Below are 24,712 nucleotides of genomic sequence, written 5' to 3'. Positions count from 1 at the left end.
GGACCGTGCTCGCCGGCCGGGGCAGCGCCGAGAGCGGCGCCATGCGCAGTGCCGTCCGCCGGGAACTCGCGGCGGCACAGGTCACCGAGCCCCCTCTCCGGGCGGCCTACGTGCGCTGCCGCCAGCTCAACGCCCGGCACGGGCGCACGTACTTCCTCGCGACGCGGTTGCTGCCCGCACCACGCAGGCCCGCCGTGCACGCGCTGTACGGCTTCGCCCGGCACGCCGACGACATCGTGGACAGTGGCCTGTCCCACGACGAGGCGACCGCGCGGCTGGCGGCGCTCGACGCGACGCTGCGCACGGCGCTCGCCGAGCGGCACAGCGACGATCCCGTGCTCGCCGCGCTGACGGACACGGTGACGCGCTACGACATCGACCCCGACCTGTTCACCCGGTTCCTGCGGTCGATGCGGATGGACCTGACCACGTCGGACTATCCCACGCGCGCGGCGCTGGAGGAGTACGTGCACGGCTCGGCCGAGGTCATCGGCCTGCAACTGCTGCCCGTGCTGGGCACCGTGTGCGATCCCGATGAGGCCGCTCCCCGCGCGGCCGCGCTCGGCTCGGCGTTCCAGCTCACCAACTTCCTGCGCGACGTCGCCGAGGACCTCGACCGGGGCCGCGTCTACCTGCCCGCCGACGAGCTGGCCGCGTACGGCGTGGACCGCGAGCTGCTGCTGTGGTGTCGCACGGTGGGACACGCCGACCCGAGGGTGCGGCGCGCCACGGCCGACCAGGTGGAGCGCACCCGCCACGTCTACCGGCGCGCATGGCCCGGGGTCGCGTTGCTGCGGCCGGAGTCCCGGCCGTGTGTGGCGACCGCGTTCACGCTGTACTCACGCATCCTCGACGTGATCGCCGAGGCGGGCTACGACGTCTTCGCGGGCCGCGCCGTGGTGAGCGCCGCACGCCGCCTGGCGCTGGCCACCGGCACGATGGTGCGCACCTGGGCCGGACCACCCCGCCGGAGCGCGCCGCTACGGCGCCGTCAGGTGAGCTTCGAACCGACGGACCCGACGAAGGAGTGGAGCTGATGCCCGCCCCGCCGAACGCCGCGACGTTCCCACCCGACCAGTGGCACTACGCGCTCGTGCTCGCGGCCTGCCTCGCCATCACGCTCCCGCTGGAGTTCGCCGGGGCCCGGGTGTACCGGCGGCCGCGCCGCCTGGCCCGCGCGCTGGCGCCCGCGCTGCTGTTCCTGGCCTGGGACGTGGCAGCCATCGCGGCGGGCGTGTGGGAGATCAGGCCGGGACACACGCTGGGAGCGTGGCTCGCCCCCGGTCTCCCGATCGAGGAGGTGCTGTTCTTCGTGACGATCCCGCTGTGCGCGTTGCTCACCTTCGAGACCGTGCGCCGGATCGAGACCGTGCGCCGGACGCGGGTGGGTGATCGCGAATGAGCGGCCTCGGCTACACGGTGCCGGCACTGGCCTCGGTGGTCGCCGTGGTCGTCGCCGAACTGGCGTGGCTGCGTACGGGACTGTTCCGGCGCCGCGCGTACTGGATCACGATGGCGATCGTGCTGGCCTTCCAGGTGCCGGTGGACGGCTGGCTGACGAAGCTCTCCGCCCCGGTGGTCGTCTACGACCCCGCTCACCACCTGGGCCTGCGGTTTCCCTTCGACATCCCCGTCGAGGACTTCCTGTTCGGGTTCAGCCTCGTCACCGCGGTCCTGCTGGCCTGGACGGGGGCCGAGCGGCGGGAGCGCGCCTCGTGACGGCGCGGGCGGAGCCGTCCCGGTTCGCCGTGCCCTCGGCGTTCGACCGGGCCGCGCGGGACTACGACCGGCTCGTCGGCCTCAACCCCGGCTACCACGCGCACCTGCGGTCCGCGGCCCGCACCGTGGCCCGGACGGTGGGACCGGGTGCCCGGGTGCTGGACGCCGGGTGCGGAACCGGGGCGTCGACGGCGGCCCTGCTGTCCACACTCGTCGACCCGGACGTCGTGGCCGTGGACGCCTCCGAGGGCATGGTCGAGGTCGCGCGGCGCAAGGTGTGGCCGGGATCGGTGCGGTTCGTGCACGCCGCCGTGGACGACCTGCCGACGCCGGCGATCTCCGGCCCGTTCGACGCGGTGTTCGCGGCCTACCTGCTACGCAACGTCGCCGACCCGGACGCGACCCTGGCGAGGCTGCACCGGCTCCTGCGGCCACGCGGACTGCTCGTCCTGCACGACTACACCCTCACCGAACACCCGCTGCCCCGGCTGGTGTGGACCGCGGTGAGCTGGTCGGTCATCATCCCGGCGGCGTGGCTGGTCAGCCGGGACACGCGGCTGCACCGGTACCTGTGGCGCAGCGCGCGGAGCTTCGACTCCCCGTCGCGGCTGCGACGCCGCCTGCTCGACGCCGGGTACACCGGCGTCCGACACAGCACCGCGAGCGGCTGGCAGCGGGGCATCCTGCACACCGTCGCGGCCACCGTGCCGCCCGCACCGTGCCGGGCAGCGCCGTGACCCCGCCGCTCGGCCGGGACCGCCTGCGACGCACGATCGCAGCCCCCTCCGGCACGCCCACGGTGGCCCCGCAGCGCCGCGCCGTGGTGGTCGGCGGTGGGATCGCCGGGCTGGCCGCCGCGACCGGGCTGGCCGAACGCGGAGTCGCCGTCGAACTCGTCGAGCGGCAGCCGTATCTCGGGGGCCGGGTGGGTGGCTGGACGGTTTCGCTGCCCGACGGCCACCGAACCGGCATGAGCCGCGGCTTTCACGCGTTCTTCCGCCAGTACTACAACCTGCGGGCGCTGCTGGCCCGCGCGGAGCCCGACCTGTCGGTGCTGCGCCCCGTGCCCGACTACCCACTCGTGGACGCCCACGGCCGCGTGGACTCCTTCCGGGGGCTTCCGCGGACACCGCCGTGGAACGCCCTCGCCTTCGCACTGCGGAGCCCGACGTTCGGCGCGTCCGGCCTGCTGCGGGTGGCCGCGCGTGAGGCCCTGCCCCTGGTCGACGTGCGGCTGCCCGACGTCTACACGACGCTCGACGACCTCGACGCCCGCACGTTCCTGGACCGGGTGCGGTTCCCCGACGCGGCCCGGCACCTGGCGTTCGACGTGTTCTCACGCAGTTTCTTCGCGCCTTCCGAGCGGTTGTCGGCCGCCGAGCTGGCGGTGATGTTCCACCTGTACTTCCTCGGCTCGGCGGAGGGACTGGTGTTCGACGTGCCGCACCGGCCGTTCCACACACTGTGGCAGCCGCTGGCCACCCACCTGGCCACCCACGGCGTCCGCGTCCGCACCGGGGTCGCCGTCGAGGGGATCGAGCGCACGGGCGAAGGGTTCCGCGTGCACGCGGGTGACACCGCGACCGCGGCCGACGCCGTCGTCCTGGCGGCGGACGTGCCCGGCCTGCGGGAGTTGGTGGCGTCCTCTCCCGGCCTCGGCCCGCCGTGGTGGCGCGACCAGGTGGCGGGCCTTGCGACCGCGCCACCGTTCTGCGTCCTGCGGGCGTGGCTCGACCGGCCCGTCGACCCCGCCCGGCCCGCTTTCCTCGCCACGGGAGGCAGGCCACCGCTCGACAACGTGAGCGTGCTCGACCGCTACGACACCGACGCGGCGACGTGGGCGTCGCACACGGGCGGTTCGGTGGTCGAGCTGCACGCCTACTCCGTCACCGACGGAAACGACGCCCGGGTACGCCGCGACACGCGTTCCCGGCTGTGGCGGAGGCTGCGGGAGGTGTACCCGGAGACGCGAGCGGCGCGGGCGGTCTCGGAGGAGGTCCTGTGGCGGGCCGACTGCCCGCTCTTCCCGCCCGGCTCCTTCACGTCCCGCCCCGGCATCAGCACGCCGGTGCCGGGGTTGGTGCTCGCGGGCGACGGAATCCGGGTGGACCTGCCCGTGGCGTTGATGGAGCGCGCCGCCACCACCGGCCGGCTGGCGGCGAACCACCTGCTCGCGGGCTGGGGCGCCGCCGGGCACGACGTGGTCACCGTCCCCACCCGGGGGCGCAACGCGGCGCTGCGCGCGCTGGCCGCCCGGTTCGGCGCCCGTCCCGACGGTGTCGCCGGTGAGCACGCACCGGTGTGAGGAGGCCCGAGTGCAGACGTTCCTGCCGTACCCAGACTTCGCCGCGACCGCCCGCGTACTGGACCAGCGGCGACTCGGCAAGCAACGGGTTGAGGCCCTCCAGGTACTGCGTGCCCTCACCGTGCCGGGACACGGCTGGCGGCACCATCCCGCCGTGCGTATGTGGGCGGGCTACGAGGAGGCGCTCACCCGGTACGGGGTCACCATGTGCGAGTACTGGACCGCACAGGGCCGCGCCGACACGTGCGCGGTGAAGCTCGTCGCCGACCTCGCCGGAGCGCTCGGCATCACGACCGTGCGCGACCAGAACGCCCTGGCCGCCGCGCACGAGCTGCCGCCGTGGTTCGGTGACGAGGCGTTTCACCGCAGCCACCGGTCGGCGCTGGTGCGCAAGGACCCGGAGCACTACCGCCCGGCCTTCCCCGACGTGCCCGACGATCTGCCCTACGTGTGGCCGCCGTCCGACCGGCCGCAACTCACCGCCCCGGACCGGGACACCGGGGAGGCCGGGGAGGCCGGCTGACGCCGGGCGCCGGGCGCCGGGCGCCGGGGCCACCGTCAGCCGGTGCGGCGCAGGGCGTAGCGGCGTTCGGCGTAGGCCAGGTCGTCCCGCCACAACCGCGTCGCCGCCCTGCGCACGAGTGGCCGCAGCGCGGGGGCGAGCCCGCGCGCCAGGACGAAACCCGGACGAGGGGACGTGGCCACGACCGCCTCGATGACGGCCGAACGCTCCCGCCCGTCGGGACCCGGACCGAGCGGGGTCGCATGCGTCTCCACGACGCTGCCCTCCCCCTCGCCCGAGGTGATGCGCATGACCACGGTGCGCGGCTCCGGGCAGGTGAACTCCGCCCGCACCGGAACACCGAACCGCGACCCGACGCGGAAGGTCACGTCCACCGAGAACCGGTCCTGCCCGTTCGTCGCGTCCACCGCCGGGGCCTCCACGACCCTCAGCCTCGTGAACGAGTAAGGGTGGAACCACGCGCCGTGCCACGGGTCCAGCCGGTTGGCCACCACGTCCACGGGCTCGCACACCCCGTCGAGCCGGGTCACCGCCGACAGGGCCTCCGGCAGCGCCGGGCGCGACGGCAGCACCGGGCGCGGCGTGGGCGGCTCGCCGTCGACGTCGTCGAGCCGCACCCACACGAGCACACCGTCGTCGTACGAGGGCAGCGGGCACCACCCCCAACCGGGCAACCCGGAGGCGGGCACCGCGAGCCCGTGCCACCGGCACACCAACCGGTGATCGACGATCCGGCCCTCCGCCAACGCGGCTCCGAGGTGAGGGCACACCCCGGAGCCGACGACGGCCTGGCCGCGCTCGTCACGCCAGGCCACCAGCTCACGACCCGCGATCGTCATGCCGTAGGGGCGATCGGCGCGCACGAGCCGGGAGTCGGCGACGACGAACCAGTTACCCGAGGGCCGCGCCTGCGCCCGCTTCACCGCCGCGTCGATCACCGCGACGTCGGCCTGGCCCACCGTCGGCCGCTGTCTCCCCCAGTCCTGACGCGGCAGCGGCCGCAGCGGCCAGTGCCCGGGCCAGCGATCCAGGACCGCCGCGGCCGGTCCCCGCACCCTTTGTCGCCGTTCGACCACGAGCAGCACCTCCGATCGAGACGGGTGTTGCCGAGCTGCCCCACCACCAAACCCGCGCGCCGTCCCTCAGTCGGCGATCGCGGCGTGCGCCAGCACGTTCGTGATCCGAGCCGTCACCAACAGCTCACCGGGCACGGCGTTGCGCCTGCCGAACGCCTCGGCCCGCTCCGCCCCCATGTACCGTTCGCCGAGCCGCACCGCCCACGGCAGCATGGCCGCCACGTCGTCGGACACGCTCGCCTGGGCGGTGAACTGCACGTACGAGAAGGGCGGCTCCTGGTCGTCCACGACCATCGACACTCGCGGGTCCCGCCGCAGTGCCCGCGCCTTGACGGTGCCGTCTCCGGTCGTGAACACGAACGCGTCCCCGCCGAGCTCGGTCAACACGAACCAGATCGGCGTGACGTGCGGCGCGCCCCGCGCCGTCACCACGGCGAGCTTGCCCGTCCTGGTCCCGTGCCCGGCGAAGGCCCACCACTCGTCGCGCGCCATCACGTACACGGCGGGACCTATCCGGGGGGACGCGGTGGCCGGACGGTGCGCAGCGGCGGCCGCTCCTGCACGGCGAGATCGGTGACCACGAGCTCGCGGTCGACACCGCCCGCCGCCCGGCGGAACTGCGCCAGCAACGTCGACGGCGCCTCCTGCGCCGCGAGCCGCCCGCTGCGGTCGAGCCGGTCCATGACCGTCAGCATGATCTGACCCGCCATCCGCCCCAGCGCCTGCGTGCTCTGGTGCCGGTGGGTACGCATCCCGAGGTCGACCTGGGCGAGCGCGTCCAGCCCCCGCCAGCGCAGCAGGTCGATGAGGTGCGCGACCTCCACCCCGTAGTGCGTGACGAACGGGATGCTCTCCAGCACGTCCCGCCTGCCCGCGTACTCACCCGCGAGCGGCTGCACGAAACCCGCGAGGTCGGGCCAGTACATGTTCAGCAGCGGCCGGGCCACCAGCTCGGTCACCCGCCCACCGCCGTCGGCGTCGGTGTGCGACCCGTTGACCAGCGGCCGGTGGTAGAAGCCCTTGACGTAGTCCACGCCGGGGTCGGTCAGCAGGGGACCGAGCAGGCCGATGACGTAACCCGCCGTGAAGTCGTAGAGGTCGCCGTCGACGAAGACGACGAGGTCACCGCTGGTGGCGGCGAGCCCCTTCCACAGTGCCTCGCCCTTGCCGTGCATGCCGGGCAGCGGGCGCAACACGGCGTCCTGTGCCACCACCCGTGCCCCGGCCTCGGCCGCCACGCGCGCCGTGTCGTCCTGCGACCGGGAGTCGACCACCAGTACGTCGTCGACGAGCTGGTCCTCCTCCATCAGCGCCGTGCGGATCGTGCGCACGATCTGCCCCACCGTCTCCTCCTCGTCCCGCGCCGGGATGACGACGCTGACGGTGCGCTCGCCCTTGAGGGCGGCCAACTGGGCTGCCGTCCAGTCGTCGGCGCGCCAGGACCTGCGTCGTAACCAGGAGCGGACCCGTGGGGAGAGGGTGAGTTCGGCGTCCGGGGCCAGACCGATGCGTGTCGTGTCCACGAGGTCCCCTTTCGTGCGAGAGCGACCGTCGAACCTGCGCGGGAAGCGTCGGCCCTTCACGTTTCGGGCCGTCGACCGGGCTGAAACAGCTCGGTGACGACCTGACCTCTACACCCGAATGGACGTAACGCGGTCGGTTCACACCTCGAAAGCGGCAGCAAATTGCATCACTCCCCGCCGCGGCATCGTGATGACGGGGAGTGAAGGGGCCGGCGAATCGGTTACAGGGTCTCTTCGAGCAGTTCCTGGGTGACGGCGGACTCGGTGTCGGGCACGCCGAGCTCCTTGGCCCGCTTGTCTGCCATCGCCAACAACCTGCGGATCCGGCCCGCCACGGCGTCCTTCGTCATGGGCGGATCGGCGAGCTGCCCGAGTTCCTCCAACGACGCCTGCCGGTTGGTCAGCCGCAGCTTCCCCGCGGCGAGCAGGTGGTCCGGCGCGGTGTCACCGAGGATCTCCATGGCCCGCTCCACACGCGCCGCCGCGGCCACCGCCGCCCTCGCGGACCGGCGCAGGTTGGCGTCGTCGAAGTTCGCGAGCCGGTTCGCGGTGGCCCTCACCTCGCGGCGCATGCGCCGCTCCTCCCACGCGAGCACGCTGGAGTGGGCTCCCAGCCGGGTCAGCAGCGCCCCGATGGCGTCGCCGTCGCGCACCACCACGCGATCCGCGCCACGCACTTCCCGCGACTTCGCCTGGATGCCCATGCGCCGCGCCGCACCCACCAGCGCCAGCGCCGCCTCCGGTCCCGGGCACGTCACCTCCAGCGACGACGACCGGCCGGGCTCCGTCAGCGACCCGTGCGCCAGGAACGCGCCACGCCACGCGGCCTCGGCGTCGGCCACACCGCCCGAGACGACCGATGCGGGCAGCCCCCGCACAGGGCGTCCCCGCTGGTCGATCAACCCGGTCTGGCGGGCCAGCCCCTCACCGTCCTTGACCACGCGCACCACGTACCGGGTGCCCTTGCGCAACCCACCCGAAGTGATCACGTGCACGTCGGACGTGTGCCCGTACAGCTCGTGGATCTCCTTGCGCAGCCTGCGCGCCACCGACCCGGTGTCGAGCTCGGCCTCGACGACGACCCTTCCGGCGACGATGTGCAGCCCACCCGCGAACCGCAACAGCGCCGACACCTCCGACCGGCGCGGACCGACCTTGGTGATCTCCAAGCGGCTGAGCTCGTCCTTGACCGCCGCCGTCATCGCCATCTACTGCCCCTCCTCCACGCTCTCGGAAAGACACAGCCCGAGAGCCTCTCGCACACAGTCCGCCAGAGCATCCGGATCGTGCCTGCCCGCCCCTCCGGGGGCGGCGACCGACGCCAGATGCGCTCGCCCGCCCAGCGCCTCGGCCGCGCGGCGCAACCGCGCGGGAGTGGGTACGGAGTCACGGTCGGCGATCACCGCGTCCACCTTGAGCCGGGGAGCGTGTTCGAAGAGTACGTGCAGGTGCCGTTCCGGTGAGAAGCCAGCCGTCTCCCCCGGCTGCGGCACCAGGTTGAGGACCACCACCTTCGTGGCCGACGTCGTCACGAGCGCGTCGTGCAGGTCGGGCACCAGCAGGTGCGGCAGCACGCTGGTGAACCAGGAACCGGGGCCGAAGAACACCACGTCGGCGCCCAGCACGGCCTCCACCGCGTCCGCGCACGCCACGGGAGGCCGGTTCGGGCGGCCGGGGTTGTGCAGCCTGATGCGCCGCACCTGCCCAGGGGTGCTGGCCACGGCGACCTGACCCCGGATACGACTGACCTGACCGTTCTCCAGCCCCGTGACGTCCGCCTCGATCTCCAGCGGCTCCGCCGACATCGGCAGCACCCGGCCGGTGATGCCCAGGAGCTTGGCGGCCTCGTCGAGCCCCGCCACCGGGTCGCCCAGCACCTCGAACAACCCCGCGAGCAGCAGGTTCCCGACGGCGTGGCCGGTGAGGGCCCCCGTGCCGCCGAACCGGTGCTGGAACACCTCCGCCCAGAGCGTGCCACCGTCCTCCGCCGCGGCCAGTGCCGCCAGCGCCTGACGGAGATCCCCCGGCGGGAGCAGACCCAGCTCCCGCCGGAGACGTCCTGAGGAACCGCCGTCATCGGCGACGGTCACGACCGCGGTGACGTCAGGGGTCAGCCGCCGCAACGCCGACAGCGTCGCGTGCAGGCCGTGCCCACCACCGAGTGCGACGGCACGCATCCTCGGTCTCACTCCCTGCCCAGATCCCGGTGCACCACCTTGACCGCCATGCCGTCCTCCTTGGAGAGCCGCTTCGCCAGCTCCTCCGAGATGGCCACGCTCCGGTGCTTGCCACCCGTGCAGCCGACGGCCAAGGTCAGGTACCTCTTGCCCTCACGCTTGTACCCGGCGCCCACGAGCCGCAGCAACTCGTGGTACTGCTCCAGGAACTCCTCCGCGCCCTCCTGCCCGAGCACGTAGTTGCGCACGTCGCCGTCGAGACCGCTCTGGTCGCGCAGCTCGGGAATCCAGAACGGGTTCGGCAGGAAGCGCACGTCCATCACCAGATCTGAGTCCATCGGCAGGCCGTACTTGTAGCCGAAGGAGAGCACCGTCACCCGGGTCCGGGTGCTCGACTCCGTACCGAACGCGTCCTCGATCTTGGCGCGCAGGTCGTGCACCGACAGCGCCGACGTGTCGAGCACCAGGTCGGCCTCCTCCCGCAGAGGAGCGAGCAGCGCGCGTTCCGCGGTGATGCCGTCGACCAGCCGACCGTCGCCCTGCATGGGGTGGCCGCGCCGCACCTGCTCGAAGCGGCGGACCAGCACCGCGTCGGTGGCCTCCAGGAACAGCACCCTCGGCTTGTAGCCGCGCGCGTCGAGGTCCTTGATCACCGAGGCGAGGTCGTCGGTGAACGCACGCGACCGCACGTCCATGACCACCGCCACCTTGGTGATGGCGCCCCTGGCCTGCACGCCGAGCTCCACCATCGTGGAGATCAGCTCCGGCGGCAGGTTGTCCACCACGAACCAGCCCAGGTCCTCCAGGCACTTGGCGGCGGTGCTGCGACCGGCACCGGACAGGCCGGTGACGACCGCCACCTCCATGCCGGAGCCCCGGTCACCTGACGCCCTGGCGTCCTGGATGTTGGATTCGGTCACGTCTGCGACTCCCCTCTGCTGTCGGTGCGCTCCCCTGCGAGCGCGGCGTGCACGACCTCGGCCGTGCGGGTGCCGACGCCCGGCACCTGCGAGATCTCGGACACGGTGGCCTGTCTCAGCCTCTTCACCGAGCCGAAGTGCTTGATCAGGGCGGTCTTCCGGGCCTGTCCGAGGCCGGGAATGCCGTCCAGTGCCGAGGCCTGCACCCGCTTCGAGCGCTTCTGCCGCTGGTACGTGATCGCGAAGCGGTGCGCCTCGTCCCTCACTCGCTGGAGAAGGTACAGCGCGTCCGACGTCCTCGGCAGGATGACCGGGTCGGCCGAGTCGACAGCGTCGTCACTGTCGGCGGGCAGCCACACCTCCTCCAGCCGTTTCGCGAGTCCGACGACGGCGACGTCGGTGATCCCGAGCTCGGCCAACACGTCCGCCGCGGCGGTGGCCTGTGCCCCGGCCCCGTCCACGACCAGCAGGTTGGGCGGGTAGGCGAACTTGCGCGGACGTCCCGTCTCCGGGTCCAGCGCTCCCTCGGGCGGGCTCTCCATCCCGCTCGCGGCGGCCTCGCTCGTCTCCTTCAGATACCGCGAGAACCGGCGCCGCACCACCTCGGCGATGGCGGCCACGTCCCCCTCGGTGGCGGCCTCACGCAGCGCGAACCGGCGGTACTCGGACTTGCGGGGCAGGCCGTCCTCGAACACCACCAGCGAGGCGACCACATCGGTTCCGGCGAGATGACTGATGTCCACGCATTCGATACGCAGCGGCGCGCTGTCCAACCCCAGGTGTTCCTGAAGCTCCGACAGCGCCGCCGAACGCGCGGTGAGGTCTCCCGCCCTGCGCAGCTTGTGCTGGGTGAACGCCTCCTCGGCGTTGCGGGCCACCGTCTCGGCCAGCGCGCGCTTGTCGCCGCGCTGCGGGACCCGGAGCCGAACCCGCGAACCGCGCAGCTCGGACAGCCACTGCTCCATCGCCTCCGTGTCGGCGGGCAGCTCCGGCACCAGCACCTCGCGGGGCACCACGTTGCCGTCGGTGGGCGCCTCGGCGGCCAGCTCGGTCTGTTCGGCGTAGAACTGCGACAGGAACTGCTCCACCAGGGCGGGCACGTCCATCTCGTCGACCTTGTCGATCACCCAGCCGCGCTGCCCGCGCACCCGGCCGCCACGGACGTGGAAGATCTGGACGGCCGCTTCCAGCTCGTCATGGGCGAACGCGATGACGTCGGCGTCGGTGCCGTCGCCGAACACCACGGCCTGCTTCTCCATCGCCCTGCGCAGCGCGCCGAGGTCGTCGCGGAGCCGGGCGGCCCGCTCGAACTCCAGCGCTTCCGAGGCCTCCGCCATCTCCTTCTCCAGCCGGCGGACCATCACGTCGGTACGGCCGGAGAGGAAGTCGCAGAACTGGTCGACGACCTCGCGGTGCTGCTCGGCCGACACCCTGCCCACGCACGGCGCGGAGCACTTGTCGATGTAGCCCAGCAGGCACGGTCTGCCGATCTGGGCGTGCCTGCGGAACACGCCCGCCGAGCACGTGCGCGCGGGGAACACCCGCAGCAGCAGGTCGAGCGTGTCGCGGATCGCCCACGCGTGGGCGTACGGGCCGAAGTAGCGCACCCCCTTCTTCCTCGGCCCCCGGTAGACGTGCAGGCGCGGGAACTCCTCGTCCAGCGTCACCGCGAGCACCGGGTACGACTTGTCGTCCCGGTAGCGGACGTTGAACCGCGGGTCGAACTCCTTGATCCAGTTGTACTCGAGTTGGAGCGCCTCCACCTCGGTGCCCACCACGGTCCACTCCACGCTCGCGGCCGTGGTGACCATCTGCCGGGTCCTCGGGTGCAGCCCCGAGAGGTCGGCGAAGTAGGAGTTCAGCCGGCTGCGCAGGCTCTTGGCCTTGCCGACGTAGATGACCCGGCCGCCGGCGTCGCGGAACTTGTACACGCCGGGCGAGTCGGGGATGGTCCCCGGCGCGGGTCGGTAGGTGGAAGGGTCGGCCACGCCGTTCAGCCTATGGCGCCCGCCCGACAAACCGTTCGGCCCCTTCCCGAGGGTGTGGCACAGTCGTACCGATGTCCGGAGAACCCCTGGTGAGAAGAGCCGTACCCGCCGACGTTCCCGTGGCCGTGACCACGCTGACCCGCGCGTTCGCGGACTACCCGTGGACCCGCCACACCCTCGCGGCCGACGATCACTCACGACGCCTCGCGCGGTCGCAGGAGCTGTTCCTGACCCGTGTCGGGCTGCCGCACGGACGCGTGTGGGTGGCGCGCGACGGGCTGGCCGTGTCCGTCTGGACGACACCGGACCGCGAGGGCCTCGACGCGGTGTTCGCCGAACTGGCCCCCCGGTTCACCGAGCTCGCGGGCGACCGCGCGGCCGCGGCGGAGACGGCCGAAGCGACGCTGGCGCCACACCGGCCGCGAGAGCCCGTGTGGTACCTCGGCACGGTCGGTGTCGACCCCGCGCACCAGGGCGCCGGCCTCGGCAGCGCGGTCGTCCGCCCTGGACTCGCCGCAGCCGACGCCGATGGCGTACCCGTGTTCCTCGAAACGTCGCTGCCCGCGAACGTCCGCCTGTACCGAAGGCTGGGTTTCACGGTGACGGCCGAGGTGGAGCTGCCCGACGGAGGACCGACGACGTGGTGCATGCTGCGCCGCCCGCTCACCTCCCCGGCTCGTAGGTGAGCTGATTCCGACGTCGCCAAAGGCGGCTCGGTGAGAAATCGTGAACCCGAGCCCGTGCGTATAGGTCGTTATACAAGGCTGGTCACCGAGTGTGTCGCACCGGTGTGCGATTCTCACGGCATGCGCATCGCGACGTGGAACGTCAACTCGATCACCGCCCGGCTGCCTCGCGTGCTCGCGTGGCTGCGCTCCGCCCAGCCCGACGTGCTGTGCCTGCAGGAACTCAAGTGCGGCGACGAGGCGTTCCCCCGCGACGAGATCACCGAACTCGGCTACGAGGTCGCGAGCCACGGCACCGGCCGCTGGAACGGCGTCGCGGTGCTCTCCCGCGTCGGGCTCACCGGCGTCACGCGCGGGCTCGCCGACGAACCCACCTACGAGGACGCCGCTGAGCCCCGCGCCATCGGCGCCACCTGCGGCGGCGTCCGCGTGTGGTCGGTCTACGTGCCCAACGGCCGCGAACCCGACCACCCCCACTACGCCTACAAGCTGCGCTGGCTGGAAGCCCTGCACACCACCGTGCTCGCCGAGAACGGACCGGACAGGCCGTTCGCGGTCCTCGGGGACTTCAACATCGCCCCCACCGACGACGACGTGTGGGACGTCTCGGTGTTCGCCGGCTCCACCCACGTCACCGAGCCCGAACGCAAGGCCCTCGCCGCGCTGCGTGACGCCGGCCTGTCCGACGTCGTGCCGCGACCACTGAAGTACGACCACCCGTACACGTACTGGGACTACCGGCAACTCGCGTTCCCCAAGAACCGCGGCATGCGCATCGACCTCGTCTACGCGAGCAGGGTGTTCGCCGACGCCGTGACCGACGCCTACGTCGACCGCGAGGAACGCAAGGGCAAGGGCGCCTCCGACCACGCTCCCGTGGTGGTGGACCTCACGCCCTGACCGCCGCCTCGGAGCCCACCACCTGCCGGAGCAACTCCACCGTGCGCACCACGGCGAGGTGGTCGGCGACGGCCTTGCGAACCGCCACGTTGATCCGCCGCACAGGCGTCGGCGACACCACCGGCCGCGAGACCAGGCCCGCCGGCAGGTCGCCCCGCGCCAGCCTGGGCAGAACCGTGATCCCGATGCCACTGGCCACGAACGGGATCGCCGTCCGGTAGTCCCGCATCTCCACCGAGAACCGGGGCGCGAAGCCCACCTCGGCGCACGCGGCCAGCAACACCTCCCGGCAGGCCCCGTTCCTGAGGTCGTTGTCGATCCACGCCCGGTCGGCCAGTTCCGGAAGCGCCACGGACCCGCGCGTCGCGAGCGGGTCGTCCTCCCTCATGACGACCTCGTAGGGGTCGTCGATCAGCGGGTACACGACGACCTCCTCGGAAGGCCGAGCACCGCGCGCCTCGACGTACACGTTGACGTCGAGGTCGGAGGGCTGTTCGTCGAGCACCTCCGTCCAGCGCAGGTCGAGACGCAGTTCGGGGAACTCCTCCCTCAGCGCGGTGACCACGGAGGGCAGCCACGCCGCGCCCGCCGACGCGAAGTACCCGATCACCAGGCCGCCGGTACGGCCTGCCCGCAGGTCCCGGGCCAGACCGTCGAGGCGGCTCAATTCCCGGAACAGTGCCTCGGACTCGGCGGCGAGCGCGCGCCCTGCGGCGGTGGGCTCGACACCTCGGCCCACGCGGTCGAGCAACCGCAGTCCCGTCTCGCGTTGCAGGGCCGCGAGCTGCTGGCTGACGGCCGACGGCGTGTAGTCCAGAGCGGCGGCCGCCGCCCGGATCGACCCCTTCGCCACCACGGCACGCAACACCCGCAACCGGCTCACGTCCAGCACAACCCGACTGTACAGCGGGACTGAACAGTGATCCATGATTAATCGCTTGTCCTGTCGGGTCGCCTTGGTAACGATGGCCGGTGTGACATCGTTGCTCTCCTCTGCCCGCACCCCACGCTCCGAAGGAACGAAGGCCGCCGTCGCCGCGGCCGTGACAATGGTGCTGTGGTCGTCGGCGTTCGTGGGCATCCGCGCCATCGGCGACGTGCTGTCCCCCGCGCCCCTCGCGTTGCTCCGCCTCGCCGTGGCCTCCGTGACGCTCACCCTGCTCATCGGCGTCTCCGCCAGGCGCCTGCCGCCCCTTCCACGCGATCGCACGTCGTGGCTGCTCGTCATCGCCTACGGCGTGCTGTGGTTGTGCTGCTACACCGTCTCGCTCAACGCCGCCGAGCTCCACCTCGACGCCGGTACGGCCGCCCTGCTGGTCAACATCGCGCCGCTGCTCGTCACGTTCGGCGCCGGGTTCCTGCTCGGCGAGGGTTTCCCCAGGGCGCTGCTCGTCGGAGGCGCCGTCGGCATGGGCGGCATCGTCATCATCGGTCTGGGCACCGAGAGCCAGGGCGACTGGATCGGCGTCGCACTCTGCCTGCTCGCCGCCGTGCTCTACGCGAGCGGCGTGCTCATCCAGAAGGCGGCACTGCGAGGCGTCGACGCCACGACCATCACCTGGCTGGGCTGCCTGATCGGCACCGCGGCCCTGCTGCCGTGGACGCCGCAGCTCGTCTCCGAACTCTCGGCCGCCCCGACCTCCGCCGTGCTCGGCGCCGTCTACCTCGGGGTCTTCCCCACCGCCATCGGATTCAGCACCTGGGCCTACGCGCTCAAGCGCACGAGTGCGGGCAGGCTCAGCGTCTCCACGTACGCGGTGCCCGCGCTGTCGGTGCTGCTGTCGTGGGTGCTCCTGAACGAGGTCCCCACCGTTTACGGCCTCGTGGGCGGAGCGGTCTGCCTGGCCGGGGTCGCGCTGTCACGCCACCGGCCGCGCCGGGTGAAGGCCGGCACGGCCGAGCCGACCACCACCGGCGCGGCGTCCTGACCGGTCAGCCGCGGTTCGCGGCGTGCAGGCGGCGCAGTGCACGCACCGCCTGCACGGCGTGCTCCCGGTCCACCGCCTGAATGGCCATCATCGAGTAGTACTCGTAGTCGGGCAGCTCCAGTCGCGCGAACGACGCACCGTCGGGGAAGCTCACCGACAGCACCTCGTCCCAGGTGAACCTGCGGGACACGCCGATGTTGCGCACGTACACGCCGTCGCGATCGGCGCGGACCCTCGGCGTGGCGAAGAGCATGGCGGCACCCGCCAGCATCACACCCACCCCGATCATCGCGATCTGGTCGCTGACCATGAAGATCACGCCGGTGTCCTGCGAGCGCAACAACAACGCCACGGTCACGAACACCGTCAGCAGCAACAGCGCCAGCGCCCCGGACATCCACACCACCCGACGCGGCCGGACCACGACGGTGTCGGTGGTGTCGGTGGTGTCGCCCTTCTTGTCGGCCATGTCCGCCGCCCGAGTCACACGAAACCTCGTTCCGTCCACGGCTGACGGAGGCCGCGCAGCACGTTGGCGGTGGTCAGCGCGGCCACCGTCGCCTCCCGTCCCTTGTCCTCCTTCGAGGAGGGCAGCCCCGCCCTGGCCAGGGCCTGCTCCTCGGTGTCGCACGTCAGCACCCCGTTGCCCACGGGCGTGCTCTCGTCCAGCGCCACCCGGGTCAACCCGGCCGTCACCGAGTCGCACACGTAGTCGAAGTGCGGCGTGTCCCCACGGATCACCACACCGAGCGCGACGACCGCGTCGTGGTTGCGGGCGAGCGCCTGTGCCACCACGGGCAGTTCGACGGCCCCGGCCACACGCAGCACCGTGGGCTCCTCCGCCAGCTTCACCTCACCCGCCGTGCGCAGCGCGGAGGCCAGCAGGCTGTCCGTGATCCGGGCGTGCCAGCGCGTGGCCACGATGCCCAGCCGGAGGTTCTCGCACTCCCGCAGTTCCTGTCCCTCGTCGGGACGGCCTTCTCCACTCATGCTCCACCCACCACTGGGTCTTCCGCCGGGCCGTCGCCGTTACGGCTGACGTCGGAGACCCCGGCACCGACCTCGTCGAAGTGCTCCAACTGGGACAACTCGTGTCCCATCCTGTCACGCTTGGTCCGCAGGTAACGCAGGTTCTCCGGATTGGGCGAGACCGGCAACGCCACCCGGCCGACCACCCGTAGCCCGTAACCCTCCAGCCCGACGCGCTTGGCCGGGTTGTTGGTGAGCAGGCGCATCGAACGCACACCCAGGTCGGACAGGATCTGCGCACCGGTGCCGTAGTCACGGGCGTCCGCGGGCACCCCGAGCGCCAGGTTGGCGTCCACCGTGTCCGCTCCGGCGTCCTGGAGCTGGTACGCCTGCAACTTGTGCAGCAGGCCGATCCCCCGGCCCTCATGGCCCCGGACGTAGAGCACGACGCCCCTGCCCTCGGCCGCCACCGCCTCCAGCGCCGCCTGCAACTGCGGGCCGCAGTCGCAGCGCAGCGACCCGAACACGTCGCCCGTCAGGCACTCCGAGTGAACCCGCACCAGGATGTCCTCGCCGTCACCGATGTCGCCGTAAACGAACGCGACGTGCTCGATGCCGTCGAGCAGGCTGTCGTAGCCGATGGCGCGGAACGTGCCCGCCGCCAGCGGGATGCGGGCCTCCGCCACGCGTTCGACCTGCTTCTCCGTACGCCTGCGGTAGGCGACGAGGTCGGCGATGGTGATCAACCGTAGGTCGTGGTCGGCCGCGAAGATCTCCAGCTCGTCGCGGCGGGCCATGTCGCCGTCGTTCTTCTGCGACACGATCTCGCACAACACGCCCGCGGGCGCGAGCCCGGCCATGCGCGCCAGGTCCACGGCGGCCTCGGTGTGTCCCGGCCTGCGCAGCACGCCGCCGTCCTTCGCTCGTAACGGCACGACGTGGCCGGGCCTGCGGAAGTCGGACGGCTGCGACTTGGGGTCGGCCAGCAGCCGGATCGTGTGGCTGCGGTCGGTGGCCGAGATGCCCGTGCCGATGCCCTCGGAGGCGTCCACCGTCACCGTGTACGCGGTACCGCGCCGGTCCTGGTTCGAGTGATACATCGGCGGCAGGTTCAGCCGGTCGCAGTCCTCGCCGGTCAGCGACACGCACACGTAGCCGGACGTGTAGCGCACCATGAAGGCGAGCAGCTCCGGCGTCGCCTTCTCCGCCGCGAAGATCAGGTCTCCCTCGTTCTCGCGGTCCTCGTCGTCGACCACGATCACGGGGCGGCCGTTCGCGATGTCCTCGATTGCCCGTTCGATGGACTCGACGTCCACCGACGGAGCGGGCTCGATCATCGTCACCTGTCCTCCTCGCCCTCGCCATTCTCCACCGCTGCCGGGGGCAGGTGGACGGCGGCCAGTTTCTCGACGTACTTCGCGAGCACGTCGACCTCCAGATTCACCGCGTCACCCGGCTCGTTGCGACCCAGCATCGTGGCGCGCAGCGTGGTGGGGATCAACGCCACGGCGAACTCCTCCCGCGACACCTCGGCCACGGTGAGCGAGACGCCGTCCACCGCGATGGAGCCCTTCTCGACGACGTAGCGCGACAGCTCGGGCGGACACGCGAACCGGGTCAGCCCGTCGGGGTCGCGCGACAGGAAGGTGCCGGTGCCGTCCACGTGGCCCTGCACGACGTGCCCTCCGAAGCGGCCGCCGGCGGCCATCGCCCGCTCCAGGTTCACGCGCCGACCGGGCTCGACACCGTCCAGGCTGGTGCGCTTCAACGTCTCGGCGACGACGTCGACGGTGAACTCGTCACCGGAGGTGTCCACCACGGTCAGGCACACACCGTTGACCGCGATCGAGTCACCGTGCCCGGCGTCCTCGGTCACCAGCGGCCCCCGCACGGTCAGCCGCGTGACCCCCTCGCCCGGCTCCACCCGAGTGACCTCGCCGAGCTCCTCGACAATCCCGGTGAACACCTAGTCGCCTCCCTCGCCCGTGACCGGAACGGCGGAGATCCGCACGTCCTCACCGCTCATGGTGACCCCTTCGACCCGCCAACGGTGCGCTTCGGTGATGGTCGACACTCCCGCCTCTCCCAGTGCGGCGGGTCCGCCGCCCAACAGCGTCGGTGCGACGTAGGCGACGATCCGGTCGACGAGGCCCGCCGCGACGAACGCTCCCGCCAGAGTCGGACCGCCCTCCAACAGCACGTCGACGACGCCCCGCGCGGCCAGTCCGGCCAGCACCTCGCCGGGGTCGTGGGTGGCGAACACCACCGTCTCCGCCGTGCTGTCCAACACCCGCGCCCCCTCCGGTATGCCGCGTGTGCCCATCACCACACGCAGCGGCTGCCGGGCCGCGAGCTCACCATCCTCGTGCCGCACCGTGAGCCACGGGTCGTCGGCGAACACGGTGCCGGTGCCCACGACGACGGCGTCCACCCGCGCCCTCAGCTCGTGCACCTCGGCGCGTGAGGCCGGGCCCGAGATCCAGCGGCTGGTGCCGTCGACCGCGGCGACCCGGCCGTCGAGGCTCGCCGCGTACTTCCACGTGACGTGCGGGCGTCCGGTGCGCTCGCGGTGCAACCACGCCCGCAAGGGCCCTGTCTCCACCTGCCGGGCCAGCAGCCCGCCCTCGACGTCCACTCCCGCGGCCCGCAGCACCTCCGCCCCACCCGAGGCGGCGGGGTGCGGGTCGGCCACGGCGAACCGCACGGCGGCCACCCCGGCATCGAGCAGGGCCCGCGTGCACGGCGGGGTGCGCCCGTGGTGGGAGCACGGCTCCAGCGTGACGACGGCGATACCGCCACGCGCGCGTTCACCCGCTTCCCGCAGGGCCATCACCTCGGCGTGCGGGCCGGGCGGCGGTTGGGTGGCGCCCGCACCGACCTGGTGTCCCCGGGCGTCGAGGATCACCGCGCCCACGGGCGGGTTCGGGCTGGTGGTTCCGCGTACGCCGTCACTCAGGGCGAGCGCGGTCTCCATCGCGGCCTCCACGGCCTCGCGGAGTTCCGGCCCCCAGGCCGACGATGCCGACGCAGCCGACGTGCTCACCGCGCGCGGGCCGCCCTCGCGCGGTCACGCAGCGCCGCGACCGCGCGAGCCGGGTCGTCCGCGCCGTAGACGGCGGATCCGGCGACGAAGCAGTCGACCCCCGCCTCCGCGGCCTGTTCGATGGTGTCGGCGTTGATACCGCCGTCGATCTCCACCAGCAACGTCAGGTGCCCCGTGTCGACCAGCCTGCGTGCGGTGCGCACCTTGTCGAGCACCTCGGGGATGAACGACTGCCCCCCGAAGCCGGGCTCCACGGACATCACCAGCAGCGTGTCGTAGTGCCTGAGCGTGTCCAGATGGTCTTCGAGCGGCGTGTTCGGCTTGATCGACAGTCCGGCCTTCGCTCCCGCGGCACGCAGGTTCTTGGCGAGCATCACCGGGTCACGAGCGGCCTCGACGTGCACGGTGACGTTGTGGGCGCCCGCCTCCGCGTACCCCGGCGCCCAGCGGTCGGGATCCTCGATCATGAGGTGGCAGTCGAGCGGGAGCTCCGTGCGCTTCAGCAGCGATTCCACCACGGGCAGCCCGATGGTGAGGTTGGGGACGAAGTGACCGTCCATCACGTCCACATGCACCCAGTCGGCGCGACCGTCACCGGATCCGGTGATGGCGTCGATCTCCGTGCCGAGACTCGCGAAGTCGGCGGAGAGGATACTGGGAGCGATCATCGGTTCGTGCGCCACTCTCCCGAGTGTAGAGGGATCCTCGGCGCACGGGCGCGCACGGACCCCTTTCCGGCCACTCTCCGGGTCGGCGTACCTCCCGACCCGGTGCCGCGGCAGGGCCGTCGGCTCCGCCGCGCCACACCGCCCGGCGAGACCGTCCAGAGTGGCCGGTTCGTCCGGCGCGGGCCGCAGCCCCTCCGCCCGGTGCGCTCAGCGCTTGCGGGTCACCGCGCAGAACATCGCGTCCGTGCCGTGCCGGTGGGGCCACAGTTGCACGTACGGCCCGTCCCCGAGCCCCGGCACACCCGGGAACAGCTCCCGCGCGTCGAGGACCTCGGCGCCGCCACGGCGCGCCGCCTCCGCGACGATGCCCTCGGTCTCGGCCAGGTGGGGCGAGCACACCACGTACGTCACCACGCCACCGGGGCGCACCAACCGATACGCCGAGGCGAGCAGTTCGCTCTGGAGCTGGGTGAGCTCGGCGATGTCGCCGGGCTGCTTACGCCACCGCGCCTCGGGCCTGCGCCGCAACGCGCCGAGCCCGCTGCACGGCGCGTCCACGAGAATCCGGTCGTAGCCCTCCTCGAGTCCGGGGTCACGACCGTCGGCGACGTGCACCGCGACGGGCAGGTCGTCGGTGGCCTCACGCACGAGCCGGGCCCGGTGCTCGGCCACCTCCACGGCGTCCACCGTCGCACCCGACACCTGCGCGAGGCAGCCCAGCACCACGGTCTTGCCGCCCGGCCCGGCGCACAGGTCGAGCCAGCGCTCGTCCTTCCCTCCGGCCAGGGGCGCGGCGGTGGCGGCCACGGCCACCAGCTGGCTGCCCTCGTCCTGCACCGCGGCGAGCCCCTCGGCGAGGACCTCGGATTCGGCGAGGTCTCCCCCGCCGGACGACAGATGCACGCCGTAGGGCGAGTAGGGCGCCACGTCGCCGCCGGTGATGGCGGCCAGCTCGTCGGCACTGACCTGTCCCGGCTTGGCCAGCAGGTGCACGGCAGGACGCGCGTCGTCGGCCTCCAGGGCCGCCCGCAGCTCGTCGCCCGTGTCGCCGAGCGCCTCCGCGAACGCGCGCGCGATCCACCGGGGATGTGACGTGCGCAGCGCCAACCGTGCCAGCGGGTCGGACGCGGTGTCGGCCTCGATCTCCTCCAGCCACTGTTGCTCGTCCTTCTCGGAAACCCGGCGCAGCACCGCGTTGACGAAACCCGCGAGTCTCGACCCGGCGTCCTCCCGCACGAGGTCCACAGTGGATGCCACGGCAGCGTGGCGGGGAATGCGGGTGCGCAGCAGCTGGTACGCCCCGATCCGGAGCGCGTCAAGCGCCATCGAGTCCACTGTGTCCAGTGATCGGTCCACGCAGCGGGTCAGCACCGCGTCGAGCAGCCCGGTGGCCCTCGCCGTGCCGTAGGCGAGTTCGGTGGCCAGTGCCGCGTCCCGGCCGGCAACGCGCCGCTGCCGCAGCAACTCCGGCAGGACCAGGTTGGCGTAGGCGTCGCGCTCGCTCACCGCGCGCAGGACGTCGAACGCGGCCCGTCGCGCCGGATCGTGCACCGGAGGTTTGCGCGGGCCCTGCTTGCGGGGCGCGGGACGACGTCCGCGCTGCCCGTGGCGGTGTCCCCGCCGCTCGCCGGTCATGTCAGGTGTTCCCCCTGTTCGATCCTGCTTCCACGGGCCCAGTCGGTGGCCGCCATGCGCTTCTTGCCCTGCGCCTGCACCTCGCCGAGTACGAGCGCCGAGGTGGCGGTGCCCACGAGCACGCGGCGACGCTCGACCAGCAGCTCTCCGGGCGCGAGGCCGGTGTGCTCGCCGTCGGTGACGCCGACGGCGCCGAGCTTGAGCCGCTGTCCCCGGAACTCCGCCCACGCGCCCGGCTCGGGCGTCACCGACCGGAGGTGGCGATCGATCGCCAACGCGGGGCGGTCGAAGGAGATCCGCGCGTCCTCGACCGTCACCTTCGGCGCGTAGGTGATCCCGTCGGCCGGTTGCGGCACGGCCCCGACGGTGCCGTCCTCGATACCGTCCAGCGTGGACACCAGCAGGCCTGCTCCGGACACCGCGAGCCGGTCCAGGAGTTCCCCGGCGGTGTCGGTGGGTTTGACGAGCTCGGTGACGGTCCCGAACACCGGGCCCGCGTCGAGCTCCCGCACGATCCGGAACGTCGTGGCGCCGGTGATCTCGTCACCGGCCCTGACGGCCGCCTGGACCGGCGCGGCGCCACGCCAGGCGGGCAGCAGGGAGAAGTGCAGGTTGATCCAGCCGTGACGCGGCACCGCGAGAGCGGACTCCGGCAGCAGCGCGCCGTAGGCGACGACGGGGCATGCGTCCGGCGCCAGCTCGGACAACCTGGCCAGGAAGTCCTCGTCACCGGGACGCCGGGGGGTGAGGACCTCGATGCCGTGTTCGTCGGCGAGGGCGCCGACAGGGGAACGCACCAGTCTGCGCCCTCGGCCCGCGGGCGCGTCGGGACGGGTGACGACGGCGACGACGTCATGACGCGGCGAGTCGATCAGCGCGCGCAACGACGGCACGGCAGGCGCGGGTGTTCCCGCGAACACGAGCCTCATCGGCGGTCCGGGAAGAGTCGAGGAACCAACATCGCATCCAGTCTAGAGTGCCCGAGCGAGCCACCCGATGCGCCGTGTCCGCAGCTGACGTACGCGTGTCCGCACTCCCCGTACGCGTGTTGTCCGTTGGGGGCTCTCCAGCCGGACCGCACCTTCCGTTGGTGCTGCGGCGGTGTCGCTGAACCGCGGACACCCGTGCGCAGACTGCGGACACGGTCGCCGGCTACGCCGTCACACCGGGCTCGGCGGATCGAGTTGGATGCGCACCACATCGGCCGCCTTACGGGCGTCCCGTACCGCGCGGACAGCGTGGACCGCCTCCGCCAGTGCCCGGCCGTACTGCCGGGGCACGCGCAGCAGCGCGCGCTCCCGTTCGGATCTGCCCTCCTCGTCGATCTCCCCCAGCGGCACCGGCCCGAGTACCTCGGCGGAGTCGGGCAGGGAGATCTCGTCGAGTAACCCGGCCACGGCGTCCGGCGTGCCCTCCACACTCGCCATGCGCACGTGCGGCGGGAAGCCGAGCTCCTCGCGCTCGGCCAGCTCCAGCGAGGCGTGCCAACCGGGGTCCCAGCGCACGAGTGCCTGGACGGCGGGGATCCCCGCCTCGGCGCCGACGACCACCCGGCCGCCGTCCCGCGCGGGCCGCACCAGGGTCGCAGCCGCCATCCAGCGACGCAGCGTCTCCTCCGCGGCACGCAGGTCCTGACGTCCCAGCAGCGCCCAGCCGTCCAGCAGCAGCGCGGCGCCGTAACCCCCCTCGGCGACGGGTTCCGCCCCCGGCGTGGCCACCACCAGCGCGGGCCTGGCGGGCACTGTGTCCAGCACGTCACCACCACCCGACGTGCGCACCGCGACCCCGGGAAAGGCCCGGCCCAACTCCTCGGCCGTGCGCGCCGCACCCACCACGACGGCCCGCAGCCGACCCGAACCGCACGCCGGACAGCGGTACGCCGCGTCCGCCACCCCACACCAGCGGCAGCGCGGCACCTCGGAGGCCCCCCCACCGGGCAGCAACAGCGGTCCCGCGCATCGGCGGCACCGCGCGGGCGTCCGGCACCGCCCACACGCGAGTCCGGGCACGTAGCCGCGGCGGGGCACCTGGACGAGCACGGGCGCACCGGCGGCCAGGCTGCCCCGCGCGGCCTCGAACGCCACGGCGGGCAGCCGCGCGGCCCGGGCCGCCTCGTCGCGTGCGACGTCGAAGTCCTCCCCCGTCGGCGTCACGCGCGGTGCCTGCGCACGCAGCTCCTCCCGGGCCGCGGCGATCGGGTGAGCCCAGCCCGTCTCCACCAACAGCTGGGCCTCCGCCGTCCGGGAGTGGCCCGCCACCAGCACCGACGCCGAATCGATGTGCGCGCGCAACATCAACACGTCGCGCACCTGCGGGTACGGCGCGTGCGGGTCCACGTGCAGGTCGTCGCCGTCGTCCCACACGACGTAGAGCCCCGGATCGGCGACGGGGGCGAACATCGCCGCGCGGGTGCCCACCACGATCCGCACGGTTCCGCGCACCACGGCGAGCCACCGGCGGTACCGCTCGGCGGGTCCCAGCCCCGCCGACAACGCGACCACGGCGTCCTCCCCCGCGAGTTCCGCACAGGCAGTGTGCAGGCGCGCCACGTCGCGGTGGTCGGGCACGACCAGCACGGCACCGCGCCCTGTGGCGGCGACCGTGGTGGCGAGTTCGGCCAGCCTGCGCGGCCAGTCCTCACCCGGCAGCGCC

General features: G+C 72.7%; 26 protein-coding genes. 9 read left to right on the top strand and 17 right to left on the bottom strand.

The genetic code is table 11. The annotated features are described in order from the left end of the window. The first annotated feature begins 41 nt into the window (after positions 1-41). From SACCYDRAFT_RS09565 to SACCYDRAFT_RS09540, 6 genes are read left to right on the top strand one after another with little or no spacing between them, the layout of a single operon-like run. Positions 42-1,037, top strand: coding sequence for a phytoene/squalene synthase family protein (locus SACCYDRAFT_RS09565; protein ID WP_052309183.1), 996 nt, complete (start codon positions 42-44; stop codon positions 1,035-1,037). Further along, positions 1,037-1,402, top strand: a complete 366-nt coding sequence (locus SACCYDRAFT_RS09560) for a lycopene cyclase domain-containing protein (protein WP_005455718.1) — start codon at positions 1,037-1,039, stop codon at positions 1,400-1,402. The genes SACCYDRAFT_RS09565 and SACCYDRAFT_RS09560 overlap by 1 nt, the downstream gene beginning before the upstream one ends. Further along, the gene (locus SACCYDRAFT_RS09555) at positions 1,399-1,719 is read left to right on the top strand and encodes a lycopene cyclase domain-containing protein (protein ID WP_005455717.1); all 321 of its coding nucleotides are present in this window, start codon (positions 1,399-1,401) and stop codon (positions 1,717-1,719) included. The genes SACCYDRAFT_RS09560 and SACCYDRAFT_RS09555 overlap by 4 nt, the downstream gene beginning before the upstream one ends. Beyond that, positions 1,716-2,456: a class I SAM-dependent methyltransferase gene (locus SACCYDRAFT_RS09550; protein WP_005455716.1), complete on the top strand. Its 741-nt coding sequence runs from the start codon at positions 1,716-1,718 to the stop codon at positions 2,454-2,456. Before SACCYDRAFT_RS09555 ends, SACCYDRAFT_RS09550 begins: the two co-directional genes overlap by 4 nt. After that, entirely contained in the window at positions 2,453-4,024 is a 1,572-nt protein-coding gene (locus tag SACCYDRAFT_RS09545) for an FAD-dependent oxidoreductase (protein WP_005455714.1), read from the top strand. Before SACCYDRAFT_RS09550 ends, SACCYDRAFT_RS09545 begins: the two co-directional genes overlap by 4 nt. Positions 4,025-4,034: 10 nt before the next feature. Next, the gene (locus tag SACCYDRAFT_RS09540; RefSeq protein WP_005455712.1) at positions 4,035-4,547 is read left to right on the top strand and encodes an MSMEG_6728 family protein; all 513 of its coding nucleotides are present in this window, start codon (positions 4,035-4,037) and stop codon (positions 4,545-4,547) included. 35 nt (positions 4,548-4,582) lie between these two features. On the opposite strand, the gene SACCYDRAFT_RS09535 is transcribed toward SACCYDRAFT_RS09540, so the two are convergent. The 7 genes from SACCYDRAFT_RS09535 to uvrC all read right to left on the bottom strand — a co-directional run bounded on the left by SACCYDRAFT_RS09535 (position 4,583) and on the right by uvrC (position 12,231). Beyond that, positions 4,583-5,623, bottom strand: a complete 1,041-nt coding sequence (locus tag SACCYDRAFT_RS09535) for a DUF5914 domain-containing protein (RefSeq protein WP_005455710.1) — start codon at positions 5,621-5,623, stop codon at positions 4,583-4,585. A gap of 66 nt (positions 5,624-5,689) precedes the next feature. Further along, entirely contained in the window at positions 5,690-6,115 is a 426-nt protein-coding gene (locus SACCYDRAFT_RS09530; protein WP_005455708.1) for a PPOX class F420-dependent oxidoreductase, read from the bottom strand. 17 nt (positions 6,116-6,132) lie between these two features. Beyond that, entirely contained in the window at positions 6,133-7,146 is a 1,014-nt protein-coding gene (locus tag SACCYDRAFT_RS09525) for a glucosyl-3-phosphoglycerate synthase (RefSeq protein WP_005455707.1), read from the bottom strand. A 221-nt stretch (positions 7,147-7,367) separates the two neighbouring features. After that, the gene (gene whiA / locus SACCYDRAFT_RS09520; RefSeq protein ID WP_005455705.1) at positions 7,368-8,354 is read right to left on the bottom strand and encodes a DNA-binding protein WhiA; all 987 of its coding nucleotides are present in this window, start codon (positions 8,352-8,354) and stop codon (positions 7,368-7,370) included. Next, positions 8,355-9,323 carry a gluconeogenesis factor YvcK family protein gene (locus tag SACCYDRAFT_RS09515; RefSeq protein WP_005455703.1) on the bottom strand — a complete coding sequence of 323 codons (969 nt, stop codon included), beginning with the start codon at positions 9,321-9,323 and terminating at the stop codon, positions 8,355-8,357. It lies immediately after the preceding gene. An 8-nt stretch (positions 9,324-9,331) separates the two neighbouring features. Continuing rightward, the gene (gene rapZ, locus SACCYDRAFT_RS09510; protein ID WP_043537176.1) at positions 9,332-10,189 is read right to left on the bottom strand and encodes an RNase adapter RapZ; all 858 of its coding nucleotides are present in this window, start codon (positions 10,187-10,189) and stop codon (positions 9,332-9,334) included. Between the two features lie 50 nt (positions 10,190-10,239). Next, positions 10,240-12,231, bottom strand: a complete 1,992-nt coding sequence (gene uvrC, locus SACCYDRAFT_RS09505; RefSeq protein ID WP_005455693.1) for an excinuclease ABC subunit UvrC — start codon at positions 12,229-12,231, stop codon at positions 10,240-10,242. A 71-nt stretch (positions 12,232-12,302) separates the two neighbouring features. On the opposite strand from uvrC, the gene SACCYDRAFT_RS09500 reads away from it, so the two are divergent. Further along, on the top strand, positions 12,303-12,917 hold the full coding sequence (locus tag SACCYDRAFT_RS09500) for a GNAT family N-acetyltransferase (RefSeq protein ID WP_005455692.1): 615 nt from the start codon (positions 12,303-12,305) through the stop codon (positions 12,915-12,917). Positions 12,918-13,037: 120 nt separating this feature from the next. Beyond that, positions 13,038-13,817 carry an exodeoxyribonuclease III gene (locus SACCYDRAFT_RS09495; RefSeq protein ID WP_043536327.1) on the top strand — a complete coding sequence of 260 codons (780 nt, stop codon included), beginning with the start codon at positions 13,038-13,040 and terminating at the stop codon, positions 13,815-13,817. Here the strand turns inward: SACCYDRAFT_RS09495 and SACCYDRAFT_RS09490 are convergent. Then, complete coding sequence (locus tag SACCYDRAFT_RS09490) at positions 13,807-14,709, bottom strand: LysR family transcriptional regulator (protein ID WP_043536325.1); 903 nt, start codon at positions 14,707-14,709, stop codon at positions 13,807-13,809. The genes SACCYDRAFT_RS09495 and SACCYDRAFT_RS09490 overlap by 11 nt on opposite strands. 73 nt (positions 14,710-14,782) lie before the next feature. On the opposite strand from SACCYDRAFT_RS09490, the gene SACCYDRAFT_RS09485 reads away from it, so the two are divergent. Next, positions 14,783-15,745, top strand: coding sequence for a DMT family transporter (locus SACCYDRAFT_RS09485; protein ID WP_005455689.1), 963 nt, complete (start codon positions 14,783-14,785; stop codon positions 15,743-15,745). Between the two features lie 4 nt (positions 15,746-15,749). Here the strand turns inward: SACCYDRAFT_RS09485 and SACCYDRAFT_RS09480 are convergent, their stop codons facing one another. The 9 genes from SACCYDRAFT_RS09480 to SACCYDRAFT_RS09440 all read right to left on the bottom strand — a co-directional run. Continuing rightward, on the bottom strand, positions 15,750-16,214 hold the full coding sequence (locus tag SACCYDRAFT_RS09480; protein ID WP_005455687.1) for a PH domain-containing protein: 465 nt from the start codon (positions 16,212-16,214) through the stop codon (positions 15,750-15,752). A 14-nt stretch (positions 16,215-16,228) separates the two neighbouring features. Further along, positions 16,229-16,735 (bottom strand): 6,7-dimethyl-8-ribityllumazine synthase, encoded by a 507-nt coding sequence (gene ribH, locus SACCYDRAFT_RS09475; RefSeq protein WP_005455684.1) that lies wholly within the window; start codon positions 16,733-16,735, stop codon positions 16,229-16,231. Continuing rightward, positions 16,732-18,051, bottom strand: a complete 1,320-nt coding sequence (locus SACCYDRAFT_RS09470) for a bifunctional 3,4-dihydroxy-2-butanone-4-phosphate synthase/GTP cyclohydrolase II (RefSeq protein ID WP_005455683.1) — start codon at positions 18,049-18,051, stop codon at positions 16,732-16,734. Before SACCYDRAFT_RS09470 ends, ribH begins: the two co-directional genes overlap by 4 nt. Before the next feature lie 2 nt (positions 18,052-18,053). Continuing rightward, positions 18,054-18,680, bottom strand: a complete 627-nt coding sequence (locus SACCYDRAFT_RS09465) for a riboflavin synthase (protein WP_005455682.1) — start codon at positions 18,678-18,680, stop codon at positions 18,054-18,056. Then, positions 18,681-19,757 carry a bifunctional diaminohydroxyphosphoribosylaminopyrimidine deaminase/5-amino-6-(5-phosphoribosylamino)uracil reductase RibD gene (ribD, locus tag SACCYDRAFT_RS09460; protein ID WP_005455681.1) on the bottom strand — a complete coding sequence of 359 codons (1,077 nt, stop codon included), beginning with the start codon at positions 19,755-19,757 and terminating at the stop codon, positions 18,681-18,683. Next, complete coding sequence (gene rpe / locus SACCYDRAFT_RS09455) at positions 19,754-20,425, bottom strand: ribulose-phosphate 3-epimerase (RefSeq protein ID WP_005455680.1); 672 nt, start codon at positions 20,423-20,425, stop codon at positions 19,754-19,756. The genes ribD and rpe overlap by 4 nt, the downstream gene beginning before the upstream one ends. A gap of 207 nt (positions 20,426-20,632) precedes the next feature. After that, entirely contained in the window at positions 20,633-22,060 is a 1,428-nt protein-coding gene (locus SACCYDRAFT_RS09450) for an RsmB/NOP family class I SAM-dependent RNA methyltransferase (protein WP_005455679.1), read from the bottom strand. Beyond that, entirely contained in the window at positions 22,057-22,989 is a 933-nt protein-coding gene (fmt, locus tag SACCYDRAFT_RS09445) for a methionyl-tRNA formyltransferase (RefSeq protein WP_005455678.1), read from the bottom strand. The genes SACCYDRAFT_RS09450 and fmt overlap by 4 nt, the downstream gene beginning before the upstream one ends. Positions 22,990-23,220: 231 nt before the next feature. Then, the coding region (locus SACCYDRAFT_RS09440; protein ID WP_005455675.1) for a hypothetical protein at positions 23,221-24,712 on the bottom strand (1,492 nt) is incomplete at its 5' end.

The sequence above is a fragment of the Saccharomonospora cyanea NA-134 genome (assembly GCF_000244975.1).
Lineage (GTDB): Bacteria > Actinomycetota > Actinomycetes > Mycobacteriales > Pseudonocardiaceae > Saccharomonospora > Saccharomonospora cyanea.
The sequence above is the reverse complement of the archived record's forward strand: the minus strand, read 5'-3'. Positions and strand labels throughout refer to the sequence as shown.